The organism is Ascidiimonas aurantiaca (genome assembly GCF_037646345.1).
In the GTDB taxonomy this organism is placed as follows: domain Bacteria; phylum Bacteroidota; class Bacteroidia; order Flavobacteriales; family Flavobacteriaceae; genus Ascidiimonas; species Ascidiimonas aurantiaca.
In genome coordinates, this window is sequence record NZ_JBBEWR010000012.1 from 67822 (window position 1) to 86646 (window position 18825).

Here is an 18825-nt window from a genome sequence, read left to right on the forward strand (position 1 = left end):
TAATACCTTGCAGATACTTGTTGTACTGTTGCCCCTCTTTTTTCGAATCTTACAGCATGAACGAAATGTCAATACTTCCGCATAAAATCTTGAATGAAGAGTTTTTCTACAGGGAGACAGCAGAGATGACCCGTACAGGTGGCTGGTACGTTGATGCAAATACTATGATAGCCTATTGGGATGATATGGTAAGGGAAATTCATGAAGTTGAACCAGGATACGATCCTAATGTTAATAAGGGTATAAGCTTTTACATTGATGGAGATCGTGAAATCATCACAAAAACTTTTTTCAAATGTGTTAAGGAAGGAGAGGAATTCGATATGCAGTTGCGCATTAAAACCGCAAAAAACAACGTTATCTGGATACGAACCAAAGGGAAAGCAGTAAAGAAAAATGGTAAGATCATTGGTGTACGCGGTATTTTTCAGGATATTGACCTTCAAAAAAGGAAAGAGCTAAAACTGCAAAAAACACTTACCGTTATACAATCTCAAACAGAAAAACTACAGAGTTTTGCGCATATAGTATCTCATAACCTTCGTTCTCATTCCGGAAATCTTGAACTTATGTTTACGCTACTTGATGAGCTTAAAGATGAAAATGAAAAGAAGCATTATATCAAACAGTCCAGGCAAATATGTAATAGCTTGAATGAAACTATTGAGCAACTTAACGAAATTCTCATCACAAGAAAATGGAATGAAGAGCTTGTTGACGTAAACCTTAAAGATAGCCTGTACAGAGCAAAAAAGTTGTTATCAAAAAGCATTAAAGAGCAACAGGCCACCATTATAGAAAAGTTTGATGCTTTTGAGACTATAAAACATTTACATATATCAATAGACAGCATTTTGTTTAACCTATTATCAAACGCTTTAAAATTCAGCCATCCGGAAAGGCCTCCTGTAATTGAAATATCCACTCAAATAGAAAAAGGAGAGAAAATACTCATTTTTGCAGATAATGGTTTGGGTATTGATATGAAAAAGTACGGACATAAAATTTTTGGCTTGTATAAAACTTTTCACGACCATAAAGAGGCTCGTGGCCTGGGTCTTTTTACTGTTAAATATCATGTTGAGCAGCTAAACGGACAAATAGAAATTGACAGCCAGGTGAACCTGGGAACTCGTTTTACAATTATATTTAATGAAACCTGTTGATATCACTTGCATCATTGATGATGACCCTTTTTATACTGAAATGTTAAAAAGAATTATTGGTATTAAAAGATTCTCAGAGCAGGTACTGGTTTTTGAGAATGGGAAAGAAGCGCTTGACTTTTTTCAGGATACTATTCATGAAAAAGATGAAAGTAAACTACCAAAGCTTTTATTGCTGGATATAAATATGCCTGAAATGGACGGATGGGAGTTTTTAAACGCTTTTGAAACTTTTAAAGACAAATACCAAAAAGAGATCATCATTTATCTGGTTAGCTCTTCTATTAATCCCAAAGATATTATGAGAGCCAAAGAAATAGCACTGGTAACAGACTATTTTGTAAAGCCTATTTCCATAAGTCAGTTAGAGCATATTTTTAAGAGCGTATCCTGTAAGTAGTAAATTATGTTTACTAATTAAACTAATTCAAAAACGCGTTACGTACGAAAATTCGGTTTCTATATATCCAAAATTTGCAGGAAATCGTATTTTTTTCTTAATAAATAACCAATATGGTGTGTATTTTGTCGAAATTATATGCTTTTTATCGATTCCTTAACAAACGTTTTATTATATTAGCATAACCTAAAAAAAAGGTTATGGAAATGTATATTTTAGCCCTTGTTGTGTATCTTTCGTTATTTGTAACTGCTATTTTCGTTACGAGGTTCTTTAAGTCGAGAACCGTAGTTGCGCGGCAAAACTTTTCTGATAAGGTTAATGACCACGTTCGGGAAGGCTTTCTTACAGGGCCTGACATGATTACTTCGATTGATTAATTCCTATGGAAAAAAATGCTTTGCGTGAAAAATACCGTACCCTACGCAAAAGTATTGACACTAAGTCCCGAATTTCCCAAAGTATTGCAATTGCCAACCAGGCTTTAAAGCTTCCTGTCTGGAGTTTTCGTGTTTATCATGTTTTCTTGACTATAGAAGAACAAAAAGAAGTAGATACCAGTTTTCTTATTACCATACTTCAAGGCAAAGACAAAGAGATAGCCATATCAAGGTCGTGTTTTGAGAGCATGCAGATGCAACACTTTTTGCTTACCGATGGTACCCTCCTAAAAAAAAGCAAATATCATATTCCCGAACCGGTGTCAGGTATAGAAATCCCGGTTTCCAGTATAGATGTCGTTTATGTACCGCTGCTTGCCTATGATGTAAAGGGAAATCGTATAGGGTATGGAAAAGGTTTTTATGATCGTTTTCTTTCTTCCTGTAAAGCTTCAGTAATTAAAGTGGGGCTCTCTTTTTTTGAGCCGGAACCATCTATTACAGACGTAACTGATACTGATATGCGCTTAGACTACTGCGTGACTCCACATAAAATATACACCTTTTAAAGAAAAAAGAAAGTGCCCGGTATATTACCGGGCACCTGAAAAAGAGAAGTAATTCTGAGAATGGATTAATTAGACATTACATTCCATGCTGCTTGAGCATTAGCTTTTCCGTGCCCGAAAATAGGATTACTTCGGGATGGAAAGTCACTCGTAGCTTTTAATGCAGATACTACGTCTGCTCTGGGCCGGGTAGATGTCTTACCCCAAACTATGGCAGCTATGCCAGCCATGGTTGCAGTTGCTACCGAGGATCCTCCAATTGTGGTAGGCCAGTTGCTGGTCCTGGCCATAGCTAAAGGAGTAGTACCATTAGATTGTTGCATCACTACCGCAAAATCTACAGTGGGCCCCTGAACACAATCTACACATCTTTCATAAGTTGTTGTAATTCCGGTTACGCCCATTACTACTTCACCTCCGTATTCTGTCATATTTGCAGGGAATACTATGTTACTTAGATTGGCAAACGGCACAGAGAACCATGAAGCGTAAGCAGCTGTACCAGCCGCTGCAAAATTAAGTTTTCCTCTTTCGTACGCATACACAATGGCATCTGCTACTTCAGTAATACGCACAACATTACCCATGCTTAGGCTGGTAATACGAATGTTGGCAGTATTACCAGATACATAGTAAGCATCTGTTACTGCTCTAATAGCAGCACTTCCAAAAATAAGTACACCTTCAGCCACTTTGTAGCTATAAAGGTTACTTCCATAAGCAACCCCCACCATAGTACCTATACCTCTTCTGGGAGCTGCAATAGTACCGGCCAGAGCCGTACCATGCCCACAAAAATCATCTACTGACTGTGACCGGTCAAGTAAATTCCAGGTACTCAGGGTTCGCCCGGTAACATAACCCGCATTCAAACCACTGGTAGAAGACAGGCTTCCCTGGCTAAGCCCTAAGCCGGTATCAAGAATAGCCACACCAATACCTTTACCGGTACCTCTGCCGGAAACGCCTCCGGTCTCCCAGGCTTCTTTGATTTTGTGATAACGATAATTCCACGATATTTTCGCATCGGGTGCAATGGTAGCATAGTCAAAATTAGGTCGTAAACTAAAATTAGGTCCATAAGTACCACAACCTACGGTGTAAAGACCGCTTCCTTCCGGAGTGGTCTGCTCATAATTTTTAGTGATCTCTTCTACAAACGGATGATATGTAGGCTCTACATATCGTACATTTTCAGATTGACGTAAGGCTTTTAGCGTTTCAATACTGTTTATTTTAAGGTACAGGCTAAGAAACTTATCGTTCTCATATACGATCATCTCCGAACGATCGGTCTGGCCGCTCTCTGCCTCTTTCTCAGAAGCTATTTGTAAAAGCTCGCTTTTAATCTTCAGGATCTCTCCAGACAACCCTCTTTTTTCAATATCGTTATCCAACATGAACTGTCTGGATTGTTCTGTACTCCATCCAGAAACTTTGTAGCCCACTATAGCAATCTGTTCAGACAGTAACATGGCACTCCAAACTACATTATCAGGAGCAGAACTCCAGTCAAAAGAAGTACCGGTGCGATTAATAGTTTCTACAATGTAATCATCGAGTTGATTTTTACTCAAGATACCGGTCTGCTCTTCAGCTACCGCCGTGGGTTCTTCCACAGTAAACTCCTCATCCCTGCTACAGGACACGGCCAGTAACATAGCTGAAACACCTAATGTTACCAGTACTTTTCTAATCATTTTTTTCATAGTTAATAGATTAAGTAGTTAATAAACTTATGAGCAAAAATAATCATATATATTATTATTCCCAATTCTTTTGTAAGAATTTTACTATATTTAATGTTTTGCCAGAAAAGTCGGTTTTTTTGTAAAAAAACATCCAAATATTTTTCAAATAGTTAAAAATTACTATACTTTTATTTTATGGCAATTGTTAACTTACGTAATAACACTTAGTTAAAAACCTTTCAGCACCTTGTTAATTCACAATTATACATGTAGGAATTAGATATTTTTTTCTATATTAGTTACCTTATAAACGTATGATTTGTCCCATAAATCTCAAGGCATTTAGAAAATGTTTAAGGAGCTTACCTTAAAATCGCTTTCTGAAGTACTCGATTTCCATTACTGGACCCTGGATAAGTCTGATCTCCAGGAGTCATGGTCGGAAGGTTTTTTCAGTGTTTTCGGGTATGAAGAAATGAACCTGTCTTTAACAGATTTTGCCAAGAATTTTGTCCATGAGAATGATGTACAAATTATTTTGGAAAACTTTCGGGATTATATAAAATACGATCTTCCCTTTCAACTGGAGATACGGGTAAAAACTTTTAATAATCAATATCACTGGCTGCTCTGTAAAACAGATACTTCTACAGAACAATTGATCAATTCAGACTCTTTTTTCATTGTTTTTCAGGATATAAACGATAAAAAGAAGTACCAGATACGGTATGAAGAAAATAAGTTTTTTTATCAGGAAAGTGCTGAAATGACCAGAACAGGGGGTTGGTTCATAGACTTTGTTCATCAAAAAACATATTGGGACCGGGGTGTTCGTAAAATTCTTGAGTTAAAAAAAAGTACACCGCCTACCGTTAAAAAAGGTCTGGAACATATAACTAAAAACTATTACTTCTATACGTTGCGCCATTTTATCGCGTGCACTCTTGGCCATGCTTTCAGGATACAGATACGCATGAGCACTTCAAAAAACAGGCATTTCTGGGCGGTTATTATAGGAAAACCTGTTTTTAATGAGAAACAGCATCTTATTGGTATTAGAGGAGTTATACAGGATATTGACACTTTAAAGCTGAAAGAACTGCATTTACAGGACTCTATGGATATTATCGCCACTCAAAACGCACGGCTTTTTAATTTTGCCCATATTGTTTCTCATAACCTGAGGTCACATTCAAGTAACCTCCAACTGGTAACCGAGCTTATTAATCAAGCAACTGATGAAAAAGAAAAAAATGAACTCTTACATACGGTGACACAAATATCAAACAGTCTTAATATTACTATTGAACACCTTAACGAAGTTGCCGCTATACATACACAAATTAACAAAAAACCAAAAAAGATAAGTTTTGAAAAAACTTTACAAGTAGTAACTGCTTCCATAAACCAGATCATTACACAGGAAAAAGCAACTATTGAAGCTGATTTTTCCGAGGCGCGTACTATAAATTACATCCCTGCTTATCTTGAAAGTATATTGTTAAACCTGATCACCAATGCTATTAAATACAAACACCCTAAAAGAGATCCTATTATAAAAATACAAACCCGTAAAACAAAAGACAGAGTATCAATGACTATAACCGATAATGGTATAGGTATTGACCTTAAATTATTCGGGACAAAAATATTTGGAATGTACAAAACATTTCACAGTAAAAAAGACGCTGTTGGTATAGGTCTTTTTATCACTAAAAACCAAATTGAATCACTTAACGGTACTATTGAAGTTACCAGTGAGGTAAACCAGGGGTCCTGTTTTAAAATCAACTTTTAGTACAGATTATTAATGAATGACAACAAACCTATAGAGCTTGCCTGCATTATTGATGACGACAAAATATATGTAAGTCTGGTAAAGCGCATCATAGAATCAAAGAATCTTAGCCGGGAACTTTTAATTTTTAGCAACGGAAAAGAAGCACTTGACTATTTTGAAAAAGTTTTTAACGGGCCCAGGAATATCAGGGTTCCTAATATCATACTGCTGGATCTCAATATGCCGGTCATGGACGGGTGGCAGTTTCTTGAACACTTTATGAAGATAGAAAAACGACATCAAAAAGTTATTACCCTGTATATTGTAAGTTCATCTATTGACCCTAATGATGTAGCAAAAGCCCATGACCTGTCATCAGTTTCCGGCTATATCATTAAACCGGTAATGCCTAAGGAACTAGAAACCCTTTTTAAGCAGGAGGTTGATTAGTGGTTTCGGCAGGAGGAAATGCTTTTTTGTTAAAAACCAGCAGAATACCCACTCCTGTACTTATGGCTGTGTCTGCCAGATTAAAAACAGGTTCAAAAAAACGAAAGCTTTCACCTCCTAACCAGGGTACCCAGTCTGGCCAGGTAGTATCAACCATAGGAAAGTACAACATATCTACTACTTTTCCATGAAAAAGGGTTCCATAGGGATCCTTTGCAAATAAAGTAGCCGTTTTACCATAGCTTTCATCAAAAATGAGTCCGTAAAAAACAGAGTCTATAATATTTCCCAAAGCCCCTGCAAAAATAAGTGAAATGGAAAAAATCAGGATAGAAGGTCCTTTTCTTAAGATTGTTTTATAGAGCCAGTACCCAATTCCCACTATGGCAAAAAGCCTGAAAATAGTTAAAAACAATTTGGCAGAACGATCTGAAATGGGAACTATATCGCTTATTCGGGTACCCCAGGCGGCCCCTTCGTTTTCTATTAATAATATTTTGAACCAGTTGGTTACATGTATCATTCCCTCACTTCCATAAACGAAATGAGTTTTAATATAGATTTTTACAATCTGATCCAGTAATAATACAATGGCTATTACCAGAGTAGCTTTCTTCAATGACATAACAATAAAATAACGGGCAAAAAAGGATCATTTCCTTTTTTTTTCAACAAAGGCCAAAAATAAGAATATTATTCGGGTTTATTTATGTAAACGTTTCCTCGTTTTGACGTTGCATGAATATAGGTCTTATACGTTTTTTTTGCTTTGCCTTCTACCCTGCCATACAGAGAAGTAGCTTGCACATTGGCTTCGGGGCTAAGAATATGAATATTGCCTTTATTCACAGTAACTTCCAAAAATCCGGTAACTTCTTCCAGATAACAATGTGCATCATCGAGCTTTATCGCTATTTTCTCGTATTTGCCTTTAATTATGGAAAAAGCATCTCCTCCTTTTATACTAACTATCCTGCTTTCAGGAATACGCACTTCCAGCGAAACAGAAATCACTTTATGCGCACTCAGTTTATCATCTGGTAATGTGAATGCCGGGTTCCAAACCAATCTGATACTGAGTTCTCCCGGAGTGGGTTTTTGAATTACCGGAAATATCTCTTCTGTAAATTCGCCTTCTGTTTTGAGTGTAACGGTTATTTGTTGAGATGTATGGGTGGTTACTTTGAGTGCAGAAGCCATGCGGCTGTCTATTTGAATACGTGTTATCTTACTGCCGGAGATCTCTCTGGTAACCTGATGTTGTGCGTACGAAATACGCACTAACAAAAAAACAACAGTAAAAAAAGGAATACATTTCACAAATAAAAAGAAAGCGCCCCTGAAGGCGCTTTTTATAAAACTTTATACATTATTTCTGCATATTTTTTGCTTCTATGCTTAAGGTTGCATGCGGCACTAGTTTGAGGCGTTCCTTATTAATAAGTTTTCCGGTTACCCGGCAAATCCCATAAGTTTTATTCTCAATTCTTGCTAATGCATTTTTAAGATCGCGAATAAACTTTTCCTGACGAATAGCCAGTGCCGTATTCGCTTCTTTACTCATAGTCTCAGAACCTTCTTCAAAAGCTTTAAACGTGGGGGACGTATCATCTGTACCATTATTTCCATCATTCATATAAGAGCTTTTCAAGAGTTCCATATCTTGTTTGGCTTTTTCTATTTTGGCTTCTATTAAAGCCTTAAATTCTTCCAAATCTTTGTCTGAATACCTAACTTTAACATCTTCACTCATAATCTTAATGTTTTTGAATAAACAATCTGGTTTGTATATCGTCAAATACTACTTCTGTGCCATTTTCCATATGGTCTTCAAAATCTAACTCTGCGGTGAGGGTTTCTGCCTTGATGTAATCTAAATTACTTCGTACAGCTTGTTCAACGAGTCCGTTTTTCTGAAGTCTCACATGTATCCTGTCTGTTACTTCAAAGCCTGAATCTTTCCTGAGGTTTTGAATGCGGTTTACCAATTCTCTAGCTACCCCTTCTTCTCTGAGATCATCAGTAATGGTAACATCTAAGGCTACAGTAAGCGCACCTGAGTTGGCCACTAACCATCCTTCAATATCCTGAGATGAAATCTCTACTTCATCTAATTCTAAATTAATCTTTTTTCCGTTAATGTCAAGGGGTAAAATCCCTGATTGTTCCAGTTTTTGTATTTCAACAGTATTTATTTGCTGTATAGCACTGGAAATCAACTTCATGTCTTTCCCATATTTGGGTCCTAACACCTTAAAGTTAGGTTTTATATGTTTTACTAAAATGCCCGAAGCATCATCAAGCAACTCTATTTCCTTTACATTTACTTCAGCTTTTATAAGTGCTGATACTGCTTCTATCTCTTCCCGTTGCTCCTCATTGAGTACTGGTATCATAATACGTTGCAGTGGTTGACGCACACGTATCATTTCTTTTCTTCTAAGGGAAAGTACTAAAGACGAAATGGTTTGCGCCTTTTCCATCTTACTTTCCAGTTTTCGGTCAATGATCGCTTCGTTAAACGAAGGAAAATCAGCCAAATGTACACTTTCAAAGTTTTCTTTTTGTGTAGCTCCCGTTAAATCTCTATAAAGTCTGTCCATATAAAAAGGGGCAATAGGGGCTCCTAATTTAGCAATAGTAACCAGACAGGCATATAACGTTTGATATGCCGAAATCTTATCTTCTTCCTGCCCGTTCATACCATTTTTTATGTTCTGGGCGGGTTTCCAAAACCTTCTTCTGCTAAGTCTTACAAACCAGTTACTAAGATTTTCCTGCACAAACTCTGAAATGGCCCTTGCAGCTTTGGTAGGCTCATAATCTGTATAAAAAGTATCTACTTTTTTGATAAGCGAATGCAACTCGGAAAGAATCCAACGGTCTATTTCGGGACGTTTTTCTATAGGAACATCGGGTTCTTTATATTGAAATCTGTCAATATTGGCATAAAGACTGAAAAAGGAATATGTATTATAAAGGGTCCCAAAAAATTTACGCCGTACTTCGGCAATGCCCTCCAGGTCAAATTTTAGATTATCCCAGGGGTTGGCATTACTTATCATGTACCAGCGGGTAGCATCCGGCCCATACGCTTTAAGTGTTTCAAAGGGGTCTATGGCATTGCCTAAACGCTTAGACATTTTTTGTCCGTTTTTATCGAGCACTAATCCATTAGATACTACATTTTTATAGGCAACCGAATCAAAAACCATGGTAGCAATGGCATGCAATGTATAAAACCATCCCCGCGTTTGATCTACCCCTTCAGCTATATAATCAGCCGGGAAGGAGGTTTTTTCATCAATTTTTTCTCTGTTTTCAAAAGGATAATGCCATTGAGCATAGGGCATAGCACCCGAATCAAACCAAACATCAATAAGATCTGATTCTCTTCTCATAGGTTTCCCTGAAGGCGATGCCAAGACAATCTTGTCAACCACATTTTTATGAAGATCTACCTTTTCATAATTCTCTTCACTCATATCACCTGCCACAAAATCTTCAAAGATATCGTTTGACATAAATCCTGCGGTAACGGCTTTCTGCATTTCCGTTTTCAATTCTGCTACAGAGCCAATAACTATTTCCTCTTTTCCGTCTTCAGTGCGCCATACCGGTAAGGGTATTCCCCAAAAACGAGAACGGGAAAGGTTCCAGTCATTAGCATTGGCTAGCCAATTGCCAAAACGCCCTTCTCCTGTGGCCTGAGGTTTCCAGTTAATGGTCTGGTTAAGTGCAAACATACGGTCTTTAACCTCGGTTACTTTTATAAACCAGGAATCAAGCGGATAATAGAGTATGGGTTTATCAGTTCTCCAACAATTGGGATAACTGTGAATATATTTTTCTACCTTAAATGCCCTGTTGGCCTCTTTTAGAGCGATCGCGATCTCTACATCTACTGATCTTTCAGGGGCTTCACCTTCGTCATAGTATTCGTTTTTAACATATTTGCCTCCCAGATCTCCCAGTTCAGGGCGAAAACGACCCTGAAGATCTACCAGGGGTACGGGTACGTCATTTTCATCAAGCACCAGCATTGGAGGTACTTCGGGCACCGCTTCGCGGGCAACTTTTGCATCATCGGCACCAAAAGTAGGAGAGGTGTGCACAATCCCGGTACCGTCTTCGGTTGTCACAAAATCTCCGGTAATTACTCTAAAAGCATTTTCAGCATTACGATAGGGTAATGTATATGGTAAAAGCTGTTCATACCGTATCCCTTCCATTTCCTTTCCGGTAAACTCCTTAACCACCATATAAGGTATCTTCTTGGCTTTGCCTGTATAGGCAGCAAGATCTTCTTCTGTAGCTGCAGGTTGAAACTTTTCGCTAAACTGCTTTCCTACCAGCGATTTGGCAAGGATAACATTTACGGGCTGATGGGTGTATTGGTTATACGTTTTAACCAGTACATACTCTATAGCCGGCCCTACGGTAAGGGCTGTATTTGAAGGTAAGGTCCAGGGAGTAGTGGTCCAGGCTAGTATGTAAATATCTCCATAATGCCTTAAAAAATCAGGAAGGGTCTCTTCCTTTGTTTTAAATTGAGCCACTACTGTAGTATCGGTAACATCCTGATAGGTTCCCGGCTGATTGAGCTCATGTGAGCTGAGGCCTGTACCTGCTTTAGGAGAGTAGGGTTGTATAGTGTACCCTTTATACAGAAGTCCTTTATCGTAAATTTGCTTAAGCAGCCACCATACGGTCTCCATATACTTGGACTTATAGGTGATATAAGGATCCTGCATATCTACCCAATATCCTATTTTACGGGTCATGTCATTCCAGACATCTGTATATTTCATAACCGCTTCTCTACAGGCAGCATTATACTGCTCAACAGATATCTTTTTACCTATATCTTCTTTCGTTATTCCCAGGGCTTTTTCTACGCCCAACTCTACGGGTAAGCCATGTGTATCCCATCCTGCTTTTCGTTTTACCTGATATCCTTTTTGAGTTTTATACCGACAAAAAATATCTTTAATGGCCCGGGCCATAACATGATGAATACCCGGAAGCCCATTGGCCGAAGGAGGCCCTTCAAAAAACACAAAAGGCTCTTTGCCTTCACGGGTAGAAATACTTTTTTCAAAAATATCATGCGCTTCCCAGTAATTCAGTATTTCCTGAGCTACCTGAGGAAGGTCGAGTTCATTATATTCTGCAAACTTCATTATAAGACAGGTTCCATTGCTAAATTAGGTCTGCGAAATTACTAAATTTCAATGAATTGAACCTTTAAGAAACCGCAAAATGTATAGAATTTTCGCATCCTTAAGGCATTAATGAAAAGCTAACCCGTCTTCCCGGGTACCCATGAAAATAATTTCAAAAAATAAAACCGGGGGCGGCTCGGTAATTTTAGAAAAAGGCATACAATCAGTTAGAACTGACTTCTTGAACTGTTCTCTAAAACAAATATCGTACACTCATAATGAGATTACGCCCGGGTGCAGCAATTCCGGAAGAGTACATACGGTATCGCTGGTCTGTTATATTTTCCAATGCTATATTGGTTTCCAGTCTGGAAGATATTTTATATTGCGTACGCAGATTAAGGGTGTACCATGATGGAGAAAACGGGTTTCCATTCTCATCTATGGCATAAATAAAAGGTTTGTTCTGCTCAGAAGGTGCAAGGTCTTCAAAAGCGATCTCTCCATTAAAGTTGGCAAAAAGGCTTATTTTAAATTTCTGTCCGGTCCAGATAAGGTGTGCATCACCAAACAAGGGTGCCGCATGCCTCAAAGCAGCCGTTTCCCCATTTTCCAACTCTTCTTCTCCCCTGGTAAGTGTGACATGAGAAACAAAGGAGAGTGCCTGGGTTATATAGGCATCAAGGCCCAGTTCAAAACCATATGACCTTGCTTTGGCTGCATTTTGTATGGCCTGCACATTACTGGGCTCACCCTGATAATCTATAACCGACTCACCATTTAAGGAAAAATCACGCCTTACCAGTGCATCATCAAGAAGTGTGTAAAAGGCGGCTACTCCAATAATTAAACGATCATTAAAGTTTTTACGAATACCTAATTCTGCATTATATGCGTATTCAGGGTCCAGATTGGGGTTTGGTACAATAACCGAACCGGGCTCTGAGTCAAAAACCTTCCCGATATCGTCAATATTCGGCGCTCGAAAAGCTGTGGTTCCATTAAGGGTTATCTGCCAGCTTTCAGTGGGTAGCCAGCTTAATCCCAAACTACCGGTAAACGCCCCGGTATTGATATTGGCTTCTTCAAAAGGAAAATCAAAAAAACGATTGTTTTTGCTAAAAGAAGCATCCAGTAAAACCTGATTGTACCTAACTCCGGATAATAAGGTGAGCTTTGGATCTATCTTATATTCAACATTTGTGTACGCCGCAATAGATTGCCAGGTAGAACCATCCGGATATCTGGAAGGTGCTTCATTTCTTTCTCCCGTTTGAATATTAAATGTGTTTCCCCTGGAGTTTATAGCATTAAATACATATTCTAATCCGTAAAAAACCCCTAAACGTTCATGTACTCTTTTTTCAAAATCCAGATTCATTGAATAGGCATCTACATTTTCACGAGTAGTATTCCGTATGTCTGACTGGAAATTACGGTCATTACGGCTTTCCTGAAAGTTTTGATAGGCCAGAGTAGCCCTCACATTATCATAAAAATGACCATTACCTTTCTTCGACACTCTAAAATTGGTCATTAACCAGCGTTGAGGGCCATAAAACCATTCTGCTGACCGGGGCTGGCCATTTCTGGTACGTAAAAGACGGTCATATCTCGCATAATCTGAAGTAGAGGAGTAATACACACCCAAATCAAAGTTCCAGGTTTCATTAGGTTGAAATGCTATTTTTTGCATTAAGTTGATCTGATCGTATCCGGTAAACACCTGCTCTTTCGGGTTACTGTTAGTAATTATTTGGTCTTCGCCCTCCACACGTTTTACAAAACTGGGCCGTAAATACTCTTCAGGCCCGTGATTTCCCATTCTGAGATCATCAAAATCTGTATAGCTTACACTGCTGAGAAAACCCCACTTCCCTGCTGAAAGGTTAAGGTCTGCATGCACCGTACGCTCATTGTTAGCTGTAGAATAGCGTGTAAGAGCAGAACCTCTGACTTCAAATTCTTCATTTGCTGATAAACCGGGAGCTTTGGTATAAAAATTCATAACGCCGCCTACGGCATCACTCCCGTAAATTACCGAACCTGCTCCAAATATAATCTCTGTACGATCTACAGAAAACGGATCTATAGAGATCACATTTTGTACATTCCCTCCTCTAAAGATCGCTGTATTCATTCTTACGCCATCTACGGTTAGTAATAAACGATTGGTAGCAAAACCCCTTATCATGGGACTCCCTCCTCCCAACTGGCTTTTCTGAACAAAAACCTGCCCGCTGTTTTGAAGGAAATCTGCCGCTGTTTGTGGATTGGTAAATGTGACTACCTCAGACCTCAGTGTACTTATTTTTTGAGGAATATCTCTTCGTTGTTGTTCCCATTTTGAGATAGAAACTACAATTTCATCTAACAATTCAGATTTGGGATACATATAAACCACACCTCTGCCCATTACCGTCTTTTTAACCAGCCTTTCTTCATTGTACCCGTAAAGCCTGAAAAATATTTTTTCATTACGTTCAAAGACACTGATATCTACCTCACCTTTCTCATTGGTTAGGGCTGTTTTTGTTTTATCCTGATTGTACACCGCAACGTTAAAAAGAGGCTCTGAGGTTTCACGGTCAATTACACGAATGGTCTGACTGAATAAAAAACCTGAAAACAATAAAAAGAAAAGAGATACGTAAAAGTGTCTGTACATATTAGTTAAAGATTTCATTTAAAACAGTAATTGATCTTGGCTTTTTAAAGCCGTGTATGTGTAACTGGTAAAAGGTGAGTAACGTTTTTAACAGTGCAGAACGTTCTGCCTTACGAAGCGGTATTTGTACACCTTTGTCATAACTGGTTGCCAGAAACTGTTTAAAAACAACCAGCTCATTATCCCCAATACCCGTAGAGGTGGCCCTTCTGGTAAAAGCGCCTTCCTGTAAATCAAAAAAGGGCAGAGAACTCTCTGAATTATCAGGATAAAAACCCAGGTACCTGGTTAATTGAATTAAAAATATCATATGAAAATTTGCTGTCTCATCATGAGTGTCCAGCCATTGGAGAGATGTTTCTACAAATTGATACATAATTTTATTCGCTTCTTCTTCATGAATAGCATTGGCAAGGACTTCTGCAATAAAAAAAGCAATTGCTCCTTTCTTAATATCTGCGTACACACTCGTATAGGTATAGTACACCCGTGCTTCCCTTAAATGCTGGAGACTCGCCTTATTATTATGAGACGCTACGATTTCCAACTGGGTAAGTGGTTGAAAATACGCTGCCTTTAGTTTTCCTTTTTTGGATTTCAAAACCCCTTTAAGCAGGTATGAATGGATTCCTGAGGAAGCGGTCAAACATTTAACGATTAGACTGGTATCTCCATACTTAATGGCAGATAACACTATGGCCTTGGTAGAAACAATCATGCCTTTTAGCCCGTCAAAAACTCTGACAGCAATTTTACTATTCTTTTTTTACAAGTGGAAACTTTTATACGTTTTCTATACACATTTAACACTTATTCGCGTATTTTCCAATCATTCTTATTGTGCTTATGTAATGCAAAGCCTCTCATGTGTTACCATGAGAGGCTTTCTTAAAAACACTTGGAATATAAATAATTATTTTTTATACAACACCCTGTGCAAGCATGGCATCTGCCACTTTAACAAAACCGGCAATGTTAGCTCCTTTTACATAATTGGTAAAACCATTGGAGTGACCATATTGTAAACAGGATTTATGAATGTTATTCATAATTCCTTTAAGTCTTTCATCTACTTCTTCTCGTGTCCAGCTATAACGAAGGGAGTTTTGCGCCATTTCCAAACCGGAGACAGCTACCCCACCTGCATTAGATGCTTTTCCGGGTGCAAACAGAATCTGGGCTTCATGAAAAGCCTCAACAGCTTCAGGAGTGCAGGGCATATTAGCACCTTCGCTCACACAAATACATCCGTTTTTAATAAGTTGTTTGGCATCATCCCCATTTAACTCGTTCTGCGTTGCACAGGGCAAAGCTACGTCACAGGGTACTTCCCAGGGAGTTTTTCCTTCAAAGAACTCGGCAGACGGGTATTTTTCAACATATTCAGATATACGCCCCCGTTTCTCATTCTTAAGTTCCATGACAAAGTTAAGTTTTTCTTCATCTATACCGTCTTTGTCATAAATATACCCTCCGGAATCAGAAAGCGTGAGTACTTTTCCTTCCAAATGTAAGACTTTCTCAGCTGCATACTGTGCCACATTTCCCGAACCTGAAATTACCACATTTTTACCTTTTAGCCCATTTTCTTTGGTGCCTAACATATTGGCTGCGAAATATACATTTCCGTAACCAGTGGCTTCAGGCCTTATGAGAGAACCACCCCAGGAAATACCTTTACCGGTAAGCACCCCGGTGAATTCGTTTCTAAGACGTTTGTACTGCCCAAACATATAGCCAATTTCACGACTTCCTACGCCTATGTCTCCTGCGGGAATATCTGTGTTGGGGCCTATATGGCGAAAAAGCTCTGACATAAAGCTCTGGCAAAAACGCATTACCTCTTCATTGGATCTCCCTTTTGGATCAAAATCTGACCCCCCTTTACCGCCTCCCATAGGAAGAGTAGTAAGACTGTTTTTAAACACCTGTTCAAAAGCCAGGAACTTAAGAATACTCAGATTCACAGAAGGATGAAACCTAAGCCCTCCTTTATAAGGGCCAATGGCCGAGTTCATTTCAATACGGTACCCGCGATTTACCTTGATCTCACCTGAATCATCTACCCAGGGAACACGAAACATAATTACCCTTTCGGGCTCTACCATTCGCAATAGCACATTATTGCCATGATACATGTCACTTTCTACTATGTAAGGGATTACTGTTTCTGCTACTTCCCTTACCGCCTGAAGAAATTCGGGTTCATGATGATTTCTTATCATCACTAATTCCAGGAACTCATTTATTTTTTCTTCCATAAGGTATTCTAAATAAAGAATTGAAAAATATATAATAATACGTGGCAAATATACGTTTTATGCAAAAACAAGTTTGAGTTTTTCTCAAATTCATAATTAAAAGTTTGTTAATTGTAAAGCAACTGAACGTGAGTAATATAACAAACCCTTTATAATAAGACAGATATAGAAACATCTGTTTTTAGATTGTTAAGTTTTGTATATATTTGTTCATGGTATAGCCCCAAGAGCCGCTCTATGTCAAAAAAACTAGTCGTACTGATATTTGCACTTTTTCTTTTTTTACAAAAAGGAAAAGCGCAGTTCTTCTCAAATGAGATTGGAGTCTATGCGGGTCCGGCATTTTTCTTTTCAGATTATGGCCAACGTAATGACTTTGGCACCAATATCGGAAACACAGGTTTCAATATTGGGATCGTGCATTATATGAATTTCTCATATACCCGTAATTACAGTTTAAGGGAATCCCGATTTAAATATTTTAAAAACCATTTTAAAATACGGAATGAACTTTCCTATACAAAAGTGAATCTCCAGCATTACGGTGATTATGTGGATGAGAGCAAAACCTCTGTACTAGCACAACAATTAAGAGGTATGCGTGGGCAGAGTACTATTTTTAGTGTAGGTACCAATCTTGAGTATTACCCTTTTAGCCTGCGTGCTTTTGAATACGGATACCCCAGGCTGGCCCCTCATATTGGTATTGGGGTGGGCTTTAATTTCTACACTCCGGAAGCTACTTCAGAACTGGGTGTTATGGGAGATCCGCGTATTACCCCGCAAAAATATATTGATGCTTTTACTAATGAATCCGGTTCTGTACTTTCTGTGGTGGGTACCCTGGGGGCACGTTACAAGATCACCAGGTCTGAAGATTTATTATTGAACCTGACATGGCGCCATTTCTTCTCAGACTGGATAGACGGAATAAACCCAGACAAAAATTTATACCCCGAAAATAAGTCTAACGACTGGGTTTTTGGTATTAATGTGGGCTATATTTTTTATCTGGAATAAAAAAATCCGCTCTTTTCAAAGCGGATGTATTTGTTTTGTTATACTTGGTATCTATCCAATAGCCTGCTCGAGATCCTGTATCAAATCGTCAACATCTTCTATACCTACGCTTAAACGTATAAGCGAATCTACCACGCCTGATTTTTCACGCTCCTCTTTAGGGATACTCGCATGGGTCATGCTCGCAGGGTGCCCGGCCAAAGACTCTACCCCTCCCAAAGATTCTGCCAGTGTAAATACTTTAAGTTTTTCTACTATGGCAATGGCATCTTCATAACTACTGCCTTTAGGGATAAAAGAGATCATTCCGCCAAAACCTTTCATCTGCTTTTTAGCTATATCATGATTAGGGTGACTTTCAAAACCGGGCCAGAATACCTTTTCAATTTTTGGGTGATTTGCCAGATAATGCGCAACTGCCTCTCCATTCTCACAATGTCTTTGCATTCTTAAATGAAGGGTTTTAATACCCCTCAACGCCAAAAAACTATCCATCGGGCCACAAATAGCTCCGCTGGCATTTTGAATAAAATACAGTTTTTCAGCCAGATTTTCATCTTTTACTACTACAGCTCCCATAACCAGATCACTATGGCCGCCGAGATATTTTGTAGCAGAATGCATTACAATATCTGCTCCCAGATCCAGAGGTTGCTGAATATAGGGGGTTGCAAAGGTATTATCAACAGCTAATAAAAGTCCGTGTTTTTTGGCACATGCTGATACTGCTGCAATATCTATGATATGCATCATAGGGTTGGTAGGAGTCTCTACCCATATAAGTTTTGTATGAGGTGTAATAAGTGCCTCGATTTCTGAGGGATCTCCCATTCCGGTAAAATGAAACTTAATACCAAAGTCTTTAAAGATCCTGGTAAAAAGTCGATAGGAACCTCCGTAAAGGTCGTTAGTTGATATTACCTCATCTCCGGGTTTTAATAATTTTAGTATTGCATCAATCGCAGACAACCCACTTGCAAAAGCAAGGCCATACCGGCCATTTTCTATACTTGCCAGTGATTTTTCCAGAGCATTTCTGGTAGGATTATGCGTTCTTGAGTATTCGTATCCTTTGTGTCCGCCCGGAGTGGTTTGTGCGTATGTAGATGTTTGATAAATGGGAGGCATCACTGCTCCGTATGCTTTGTCAGGTTCCTGCCCGCCGTGAATAGTTTTCGTGTTGAACTTCATAAAGATCTCGATATCTAAAATTTATACAAATGTATTGTTTCCTTTTGGGGATTGCAATCAACCCCTTACCTTTATTAAAAGTTT

The 18825-nt window shown here is 38.6% G+C and carries 15 protein-coding genes; 6 read left to right on the plus strand and 9 right to left on the minus strand.

Annotation, left to right across the window (positions count from 1 at the left end):
* The first annotated feature begins 56 nt into the window (after positions 1-56).
* The 3 genes from WAO84_RS12850 to WAO84_RS12860 all read left to right on the plus strand — a co-directional run bounded on the left by WAO84_RS12850 (position 57) and on the right by WAO84_RS12860 (position 2515).
* Entirely contained in the window at positions 57-1166 is a 1110-nt protein-coding gene (locus WAO84_RS12850; RefSeq protein WP_340066265.1) for a sensor histidine kinase, read from the plus strand.
* A complete protein-coding gene (locus WAO84_RS12855; protein WP_340066266.1) occupies positions 1153-1566 on the plus strand; it encodes a response regulator in 414 nt (137 codons plus the stop codon). The genes WAO84_RS12850 and WAO84_RS12855 overlap by 14 nt, the downstream gene beginning before the upstream one ends.
* Before the next feature lie 385 nt (positions 1567-1951).
* A complete protein-coding gene (locus WAO84_RS12860; protein WP_340066268.1) occupies positions 1952-2515 on the plus strand; it encodes a 5-formyltetrahydrofolate cyclo-ligase in 564 nt (187 codons plus the stop codon).
* A 65-nt stretch (positions 2516-2580) separates the two neighbouring features.
* Here the strand turns inward: WAO84_RS12860 and WAO84_RS12865 are convergent, their stop codons facing one another.
* Positions 2581-4224 carry a S8 family peptidase gene (locus WAO84_RS12865; RefSeq protein WP_340066270.1) on the minus strand — a complete coding sequence of 548 codons (1644 nt, stop codon included), beginning with the start codon at positions 4222-4224 and terminating at the stop codon, positions 2581-2583.
* Between the two features lie 331 nt (positions 4225-4555).
* Here WAO84_RS12865 and WAO84_RS12870 point away from each other — a divergent pair, with 331 nt between their 5' ends.
* Positions 4556-6004: an ATP-binding protein gene (locus WAO84_RS12870; RefSeq protein ID WP_340066271.1), complete on the plus strand. Its 1449-nt coding sequence runs from the start codon at positions 4556-4558 to the stop codon at positions 6002-6004.
* Positions 6005-6016: 12 nt separating this feature from the next.
* On the plus strand, positions 6017-6436 hold the full coding sequence (locus WAO84_RS12875; RefSeq protein ID WP_340066272.1) for a response regulator: 420 nt from the start codon (positions 6017-6019) through the stop codon (positions 6434-6436).
* On the opposite strand, the gene WAO84_RS12880 is transcribed toward WAO84_RS12875, so the two are convergent.
* The 7 genes from WAO84_RS12880 to gdhA all read right to left on the minus strand — a co-directional run bounded on the left by WAO84_RS12880 (position 6417) and on the right by gdhA (position 16530).
* Positions 6417-7061 carry a lipoprotein signal peptidase gene (locus WAO84_RS12880; RefSeq protein WP_340066274.1) on the minus strand — a complete coding sequence of 215 codons (645 nt, stop codon included), beginning with the start codon at positions 7059-7061 and terminating at the stop codon, positions 6417-6419. The two genes, WAO84_RS12875 and WAO84_RS12880, sit on opposite strands and share 20 nt — an antisense overlap.
* A gap of 68 nt (positions 7062-7129) precedes the next feature.
* A complete protein-coding gene (locus tag WAO84_RS12885) occupies positions 7130-7723 on the minus strand; it encodes a hypothetical protein (RefSeq protein WP_340066276.1) in 594 nt (197 codons plus the stop codon).
* A gap of 82 nt (positions 7724-7805) precedes the next feature.
* Positions 7806-8189 carry a TraR/DksA family transcriptional regulator gene (locus WAO84_RS12890; RefSeq protein WP_340066277.1) on the minus strand — a complete coding sequence of 128 codons (384 nt, stop codon included), beginning with the start codon at positions 8187-8189 and terminating at the stop codon, positions 7806-7808.
* 4 nt (positions 8190-8193) lie between these two features.
* On the minus strand, positions 8194-11619 hold the full coding sequence (ileS, locus tag WAO84_RS12895) for an isoleucine--tRNA ligase (RefSeq protein WP_340066279.1): 3426 nt from the start codon (positions 11617-11619) through the stop codon (positions 8194-8196).
* A gap of 235 nt (positions 11620-11854) precedes the next feature.
* The gene (locus WAO84_RS12900; RefSeq protein ID WP_340066281.1) at positions 11855-14269 is read right to left on the minus strand and encodes a TonB-dependent receptor; all 2415 of its coding nucleotides are present in this window, start codon (positions 14267-14269) and stop codon (positions 11855-11857) included.
* Position 14270: 1 nt separating this feature from the next.
* On the minus strand, positions 14271-14987 hold the full coding sequence (recO, locus tag WAO84_RS12905) for a DNA repair protein RecO (protein WP_340066282.1): 717 nt from the start codon (positions 14985-14987) through the stop codon (positions 14271-14273).
* 202 nt (positions 14988-15189) lie between these two features.
* Positions 15190-16530 carry an NADP-specific glutamate dehydrogenase gene (gene gdhA, locus WAO84_RS12910; protein WP_340066283.1) on the minus strand — a complete coding sequence of 447 codons (1341 nt, stop codon included), beginning with the start codon at positions 16528-16530 and terminating at the stop codon, positions 15190-15192.
* Between the two features lie 237 nt (positions 16531-16767).
* On the opposite strand from gdhA, the gene WAO84_RS12915 reads away from it, so the two are divergent.
* Positions 16768-17550 carry a THC0290_0291 family protein gene (locus tag WAO84_RS12915; protein WP_340066284.1) on the plus strand — a complete coding sequence of 261 codons (783 nt, stop codon included), beginning with the start codon at positions 16768-16770 and terminating at the stop codon, positions 17548-17550.
* A gap of 51 nt (positions 17551-17601) precedes the next feature.
* Here WAO84_RS12915 and WAO84_RS12920 read toward each other — a convergent pair whose 3' ends face one another.
* Positions 17602-18741 carry a cystathionine gamma-synthase gene (locus WAO84_RS12920; protein ID WP_340066286.1) on the minus strand — a complete coding sequence of 380 codons (1140 nt, stop codon included), beginning with the start codon at positions 18739-18741 and terminating at the stop codon, positions 17602-17604.
* Between the last annotated feature and the right edge of the window lie 84 nt (positions 18742-18825).

Bases quoted from the DNA above. Each gene is read 5' to 3' on its own strand.
- WAO84_RS12850 (WP_340066265.1), top strand. From the start codon at position 57: ATGAACGAAATGTCAATACTTCCGCATAAAATCTTGAATGAAGAGTTT.
- WAO84_RS12855 (WP_340066266.1), top strand. From the start codon at position 1,153: ATGAAACCTGTTGATATCACTTGCATCATTGATGATGACCCTTTTTAT.
- WAO84_RS12860 (WP_340066268.1), top strand. From the start codon at position 1,952: ATGGAAAAAAATGCTTTGCGTGAAAAATACCGTACCCTACGCAAAAGT.
- WAO84_RS12865 (WP_340066270.1), bottom strand. From the start codon at position 4,224: ATGAAAAAAATGATTAGAAAAGTACTGGTAACATTAGGTGTTTCAGCT.
- WAO84_RS12870 (WP_340066271.1), top strand. From the start codon at position 4,556: ATGTTTAAGGAGCTTACCTTAAAATCGCTTTCTGAAGTACTCGATTTC.
- WAO84_RS12875 (WP_340066272.1), top strand. From the start codon at position 6,017: ATGAATGACAACAAACCTATAGAGCTTGCCTGCATTATTGATGACGAC.
- WAO84_RS12880 (WP_340066274.1), bottom strand. From the start codon at position 7,061: ATGTCATTGAAGAAAGCTACTCTGGTAATAGCCATTGTATTATTACTG.
- WAO84_RS12890 (WP_340066277.1), bottom strand. From the start codon at position 8,189: ATGAGTGAAGATGTTAAAGTTAGGTATTCAGACAAAGATTTGGAAGAA.
- ileS (WP_340066279.1), bottom strand. From the start codon at position 11,619: ATGAAGTTTGCAGAATATAATGAACTCGACCTTCCTCAGGTAGCTCAG.
- WAO84_RS12900 (WP_340066281.1), bottom strand. From the start codon at position 14,269: ATGTACAGACACTTTTACGTATCTCTTTTCTTTTTATTGTTTTCAGGT.
- recO (WP_340066282.1), bottom strand. From the start codon at position 14,987: ATGATTGTTTCTACCAAGGCCATAGTGTTATCTGCCATTAAGTATGGA.
- gdhA (WP_340066283.1), bottom strand. From the start codon at position 16,530: ATGGAAGAAAAAATAAATGAGTTCCTGGAATTAGTGATGATAAGAAAT.
- WAO84_RS12915 (WP_340066284.1), top strand. From the start codon at position 16,768: ATGTCAAAAAAACTAGTCGTACTGATATTTGCACTTTTTCTTTTTTTA.
- WAO84_RS12920 (WP_340066286.1), bottom strand. From the start codon at position 18,741: ATGAAGTTCAACACGAAAACTATTCACGGCGGGCAGGAACCTGACAAA.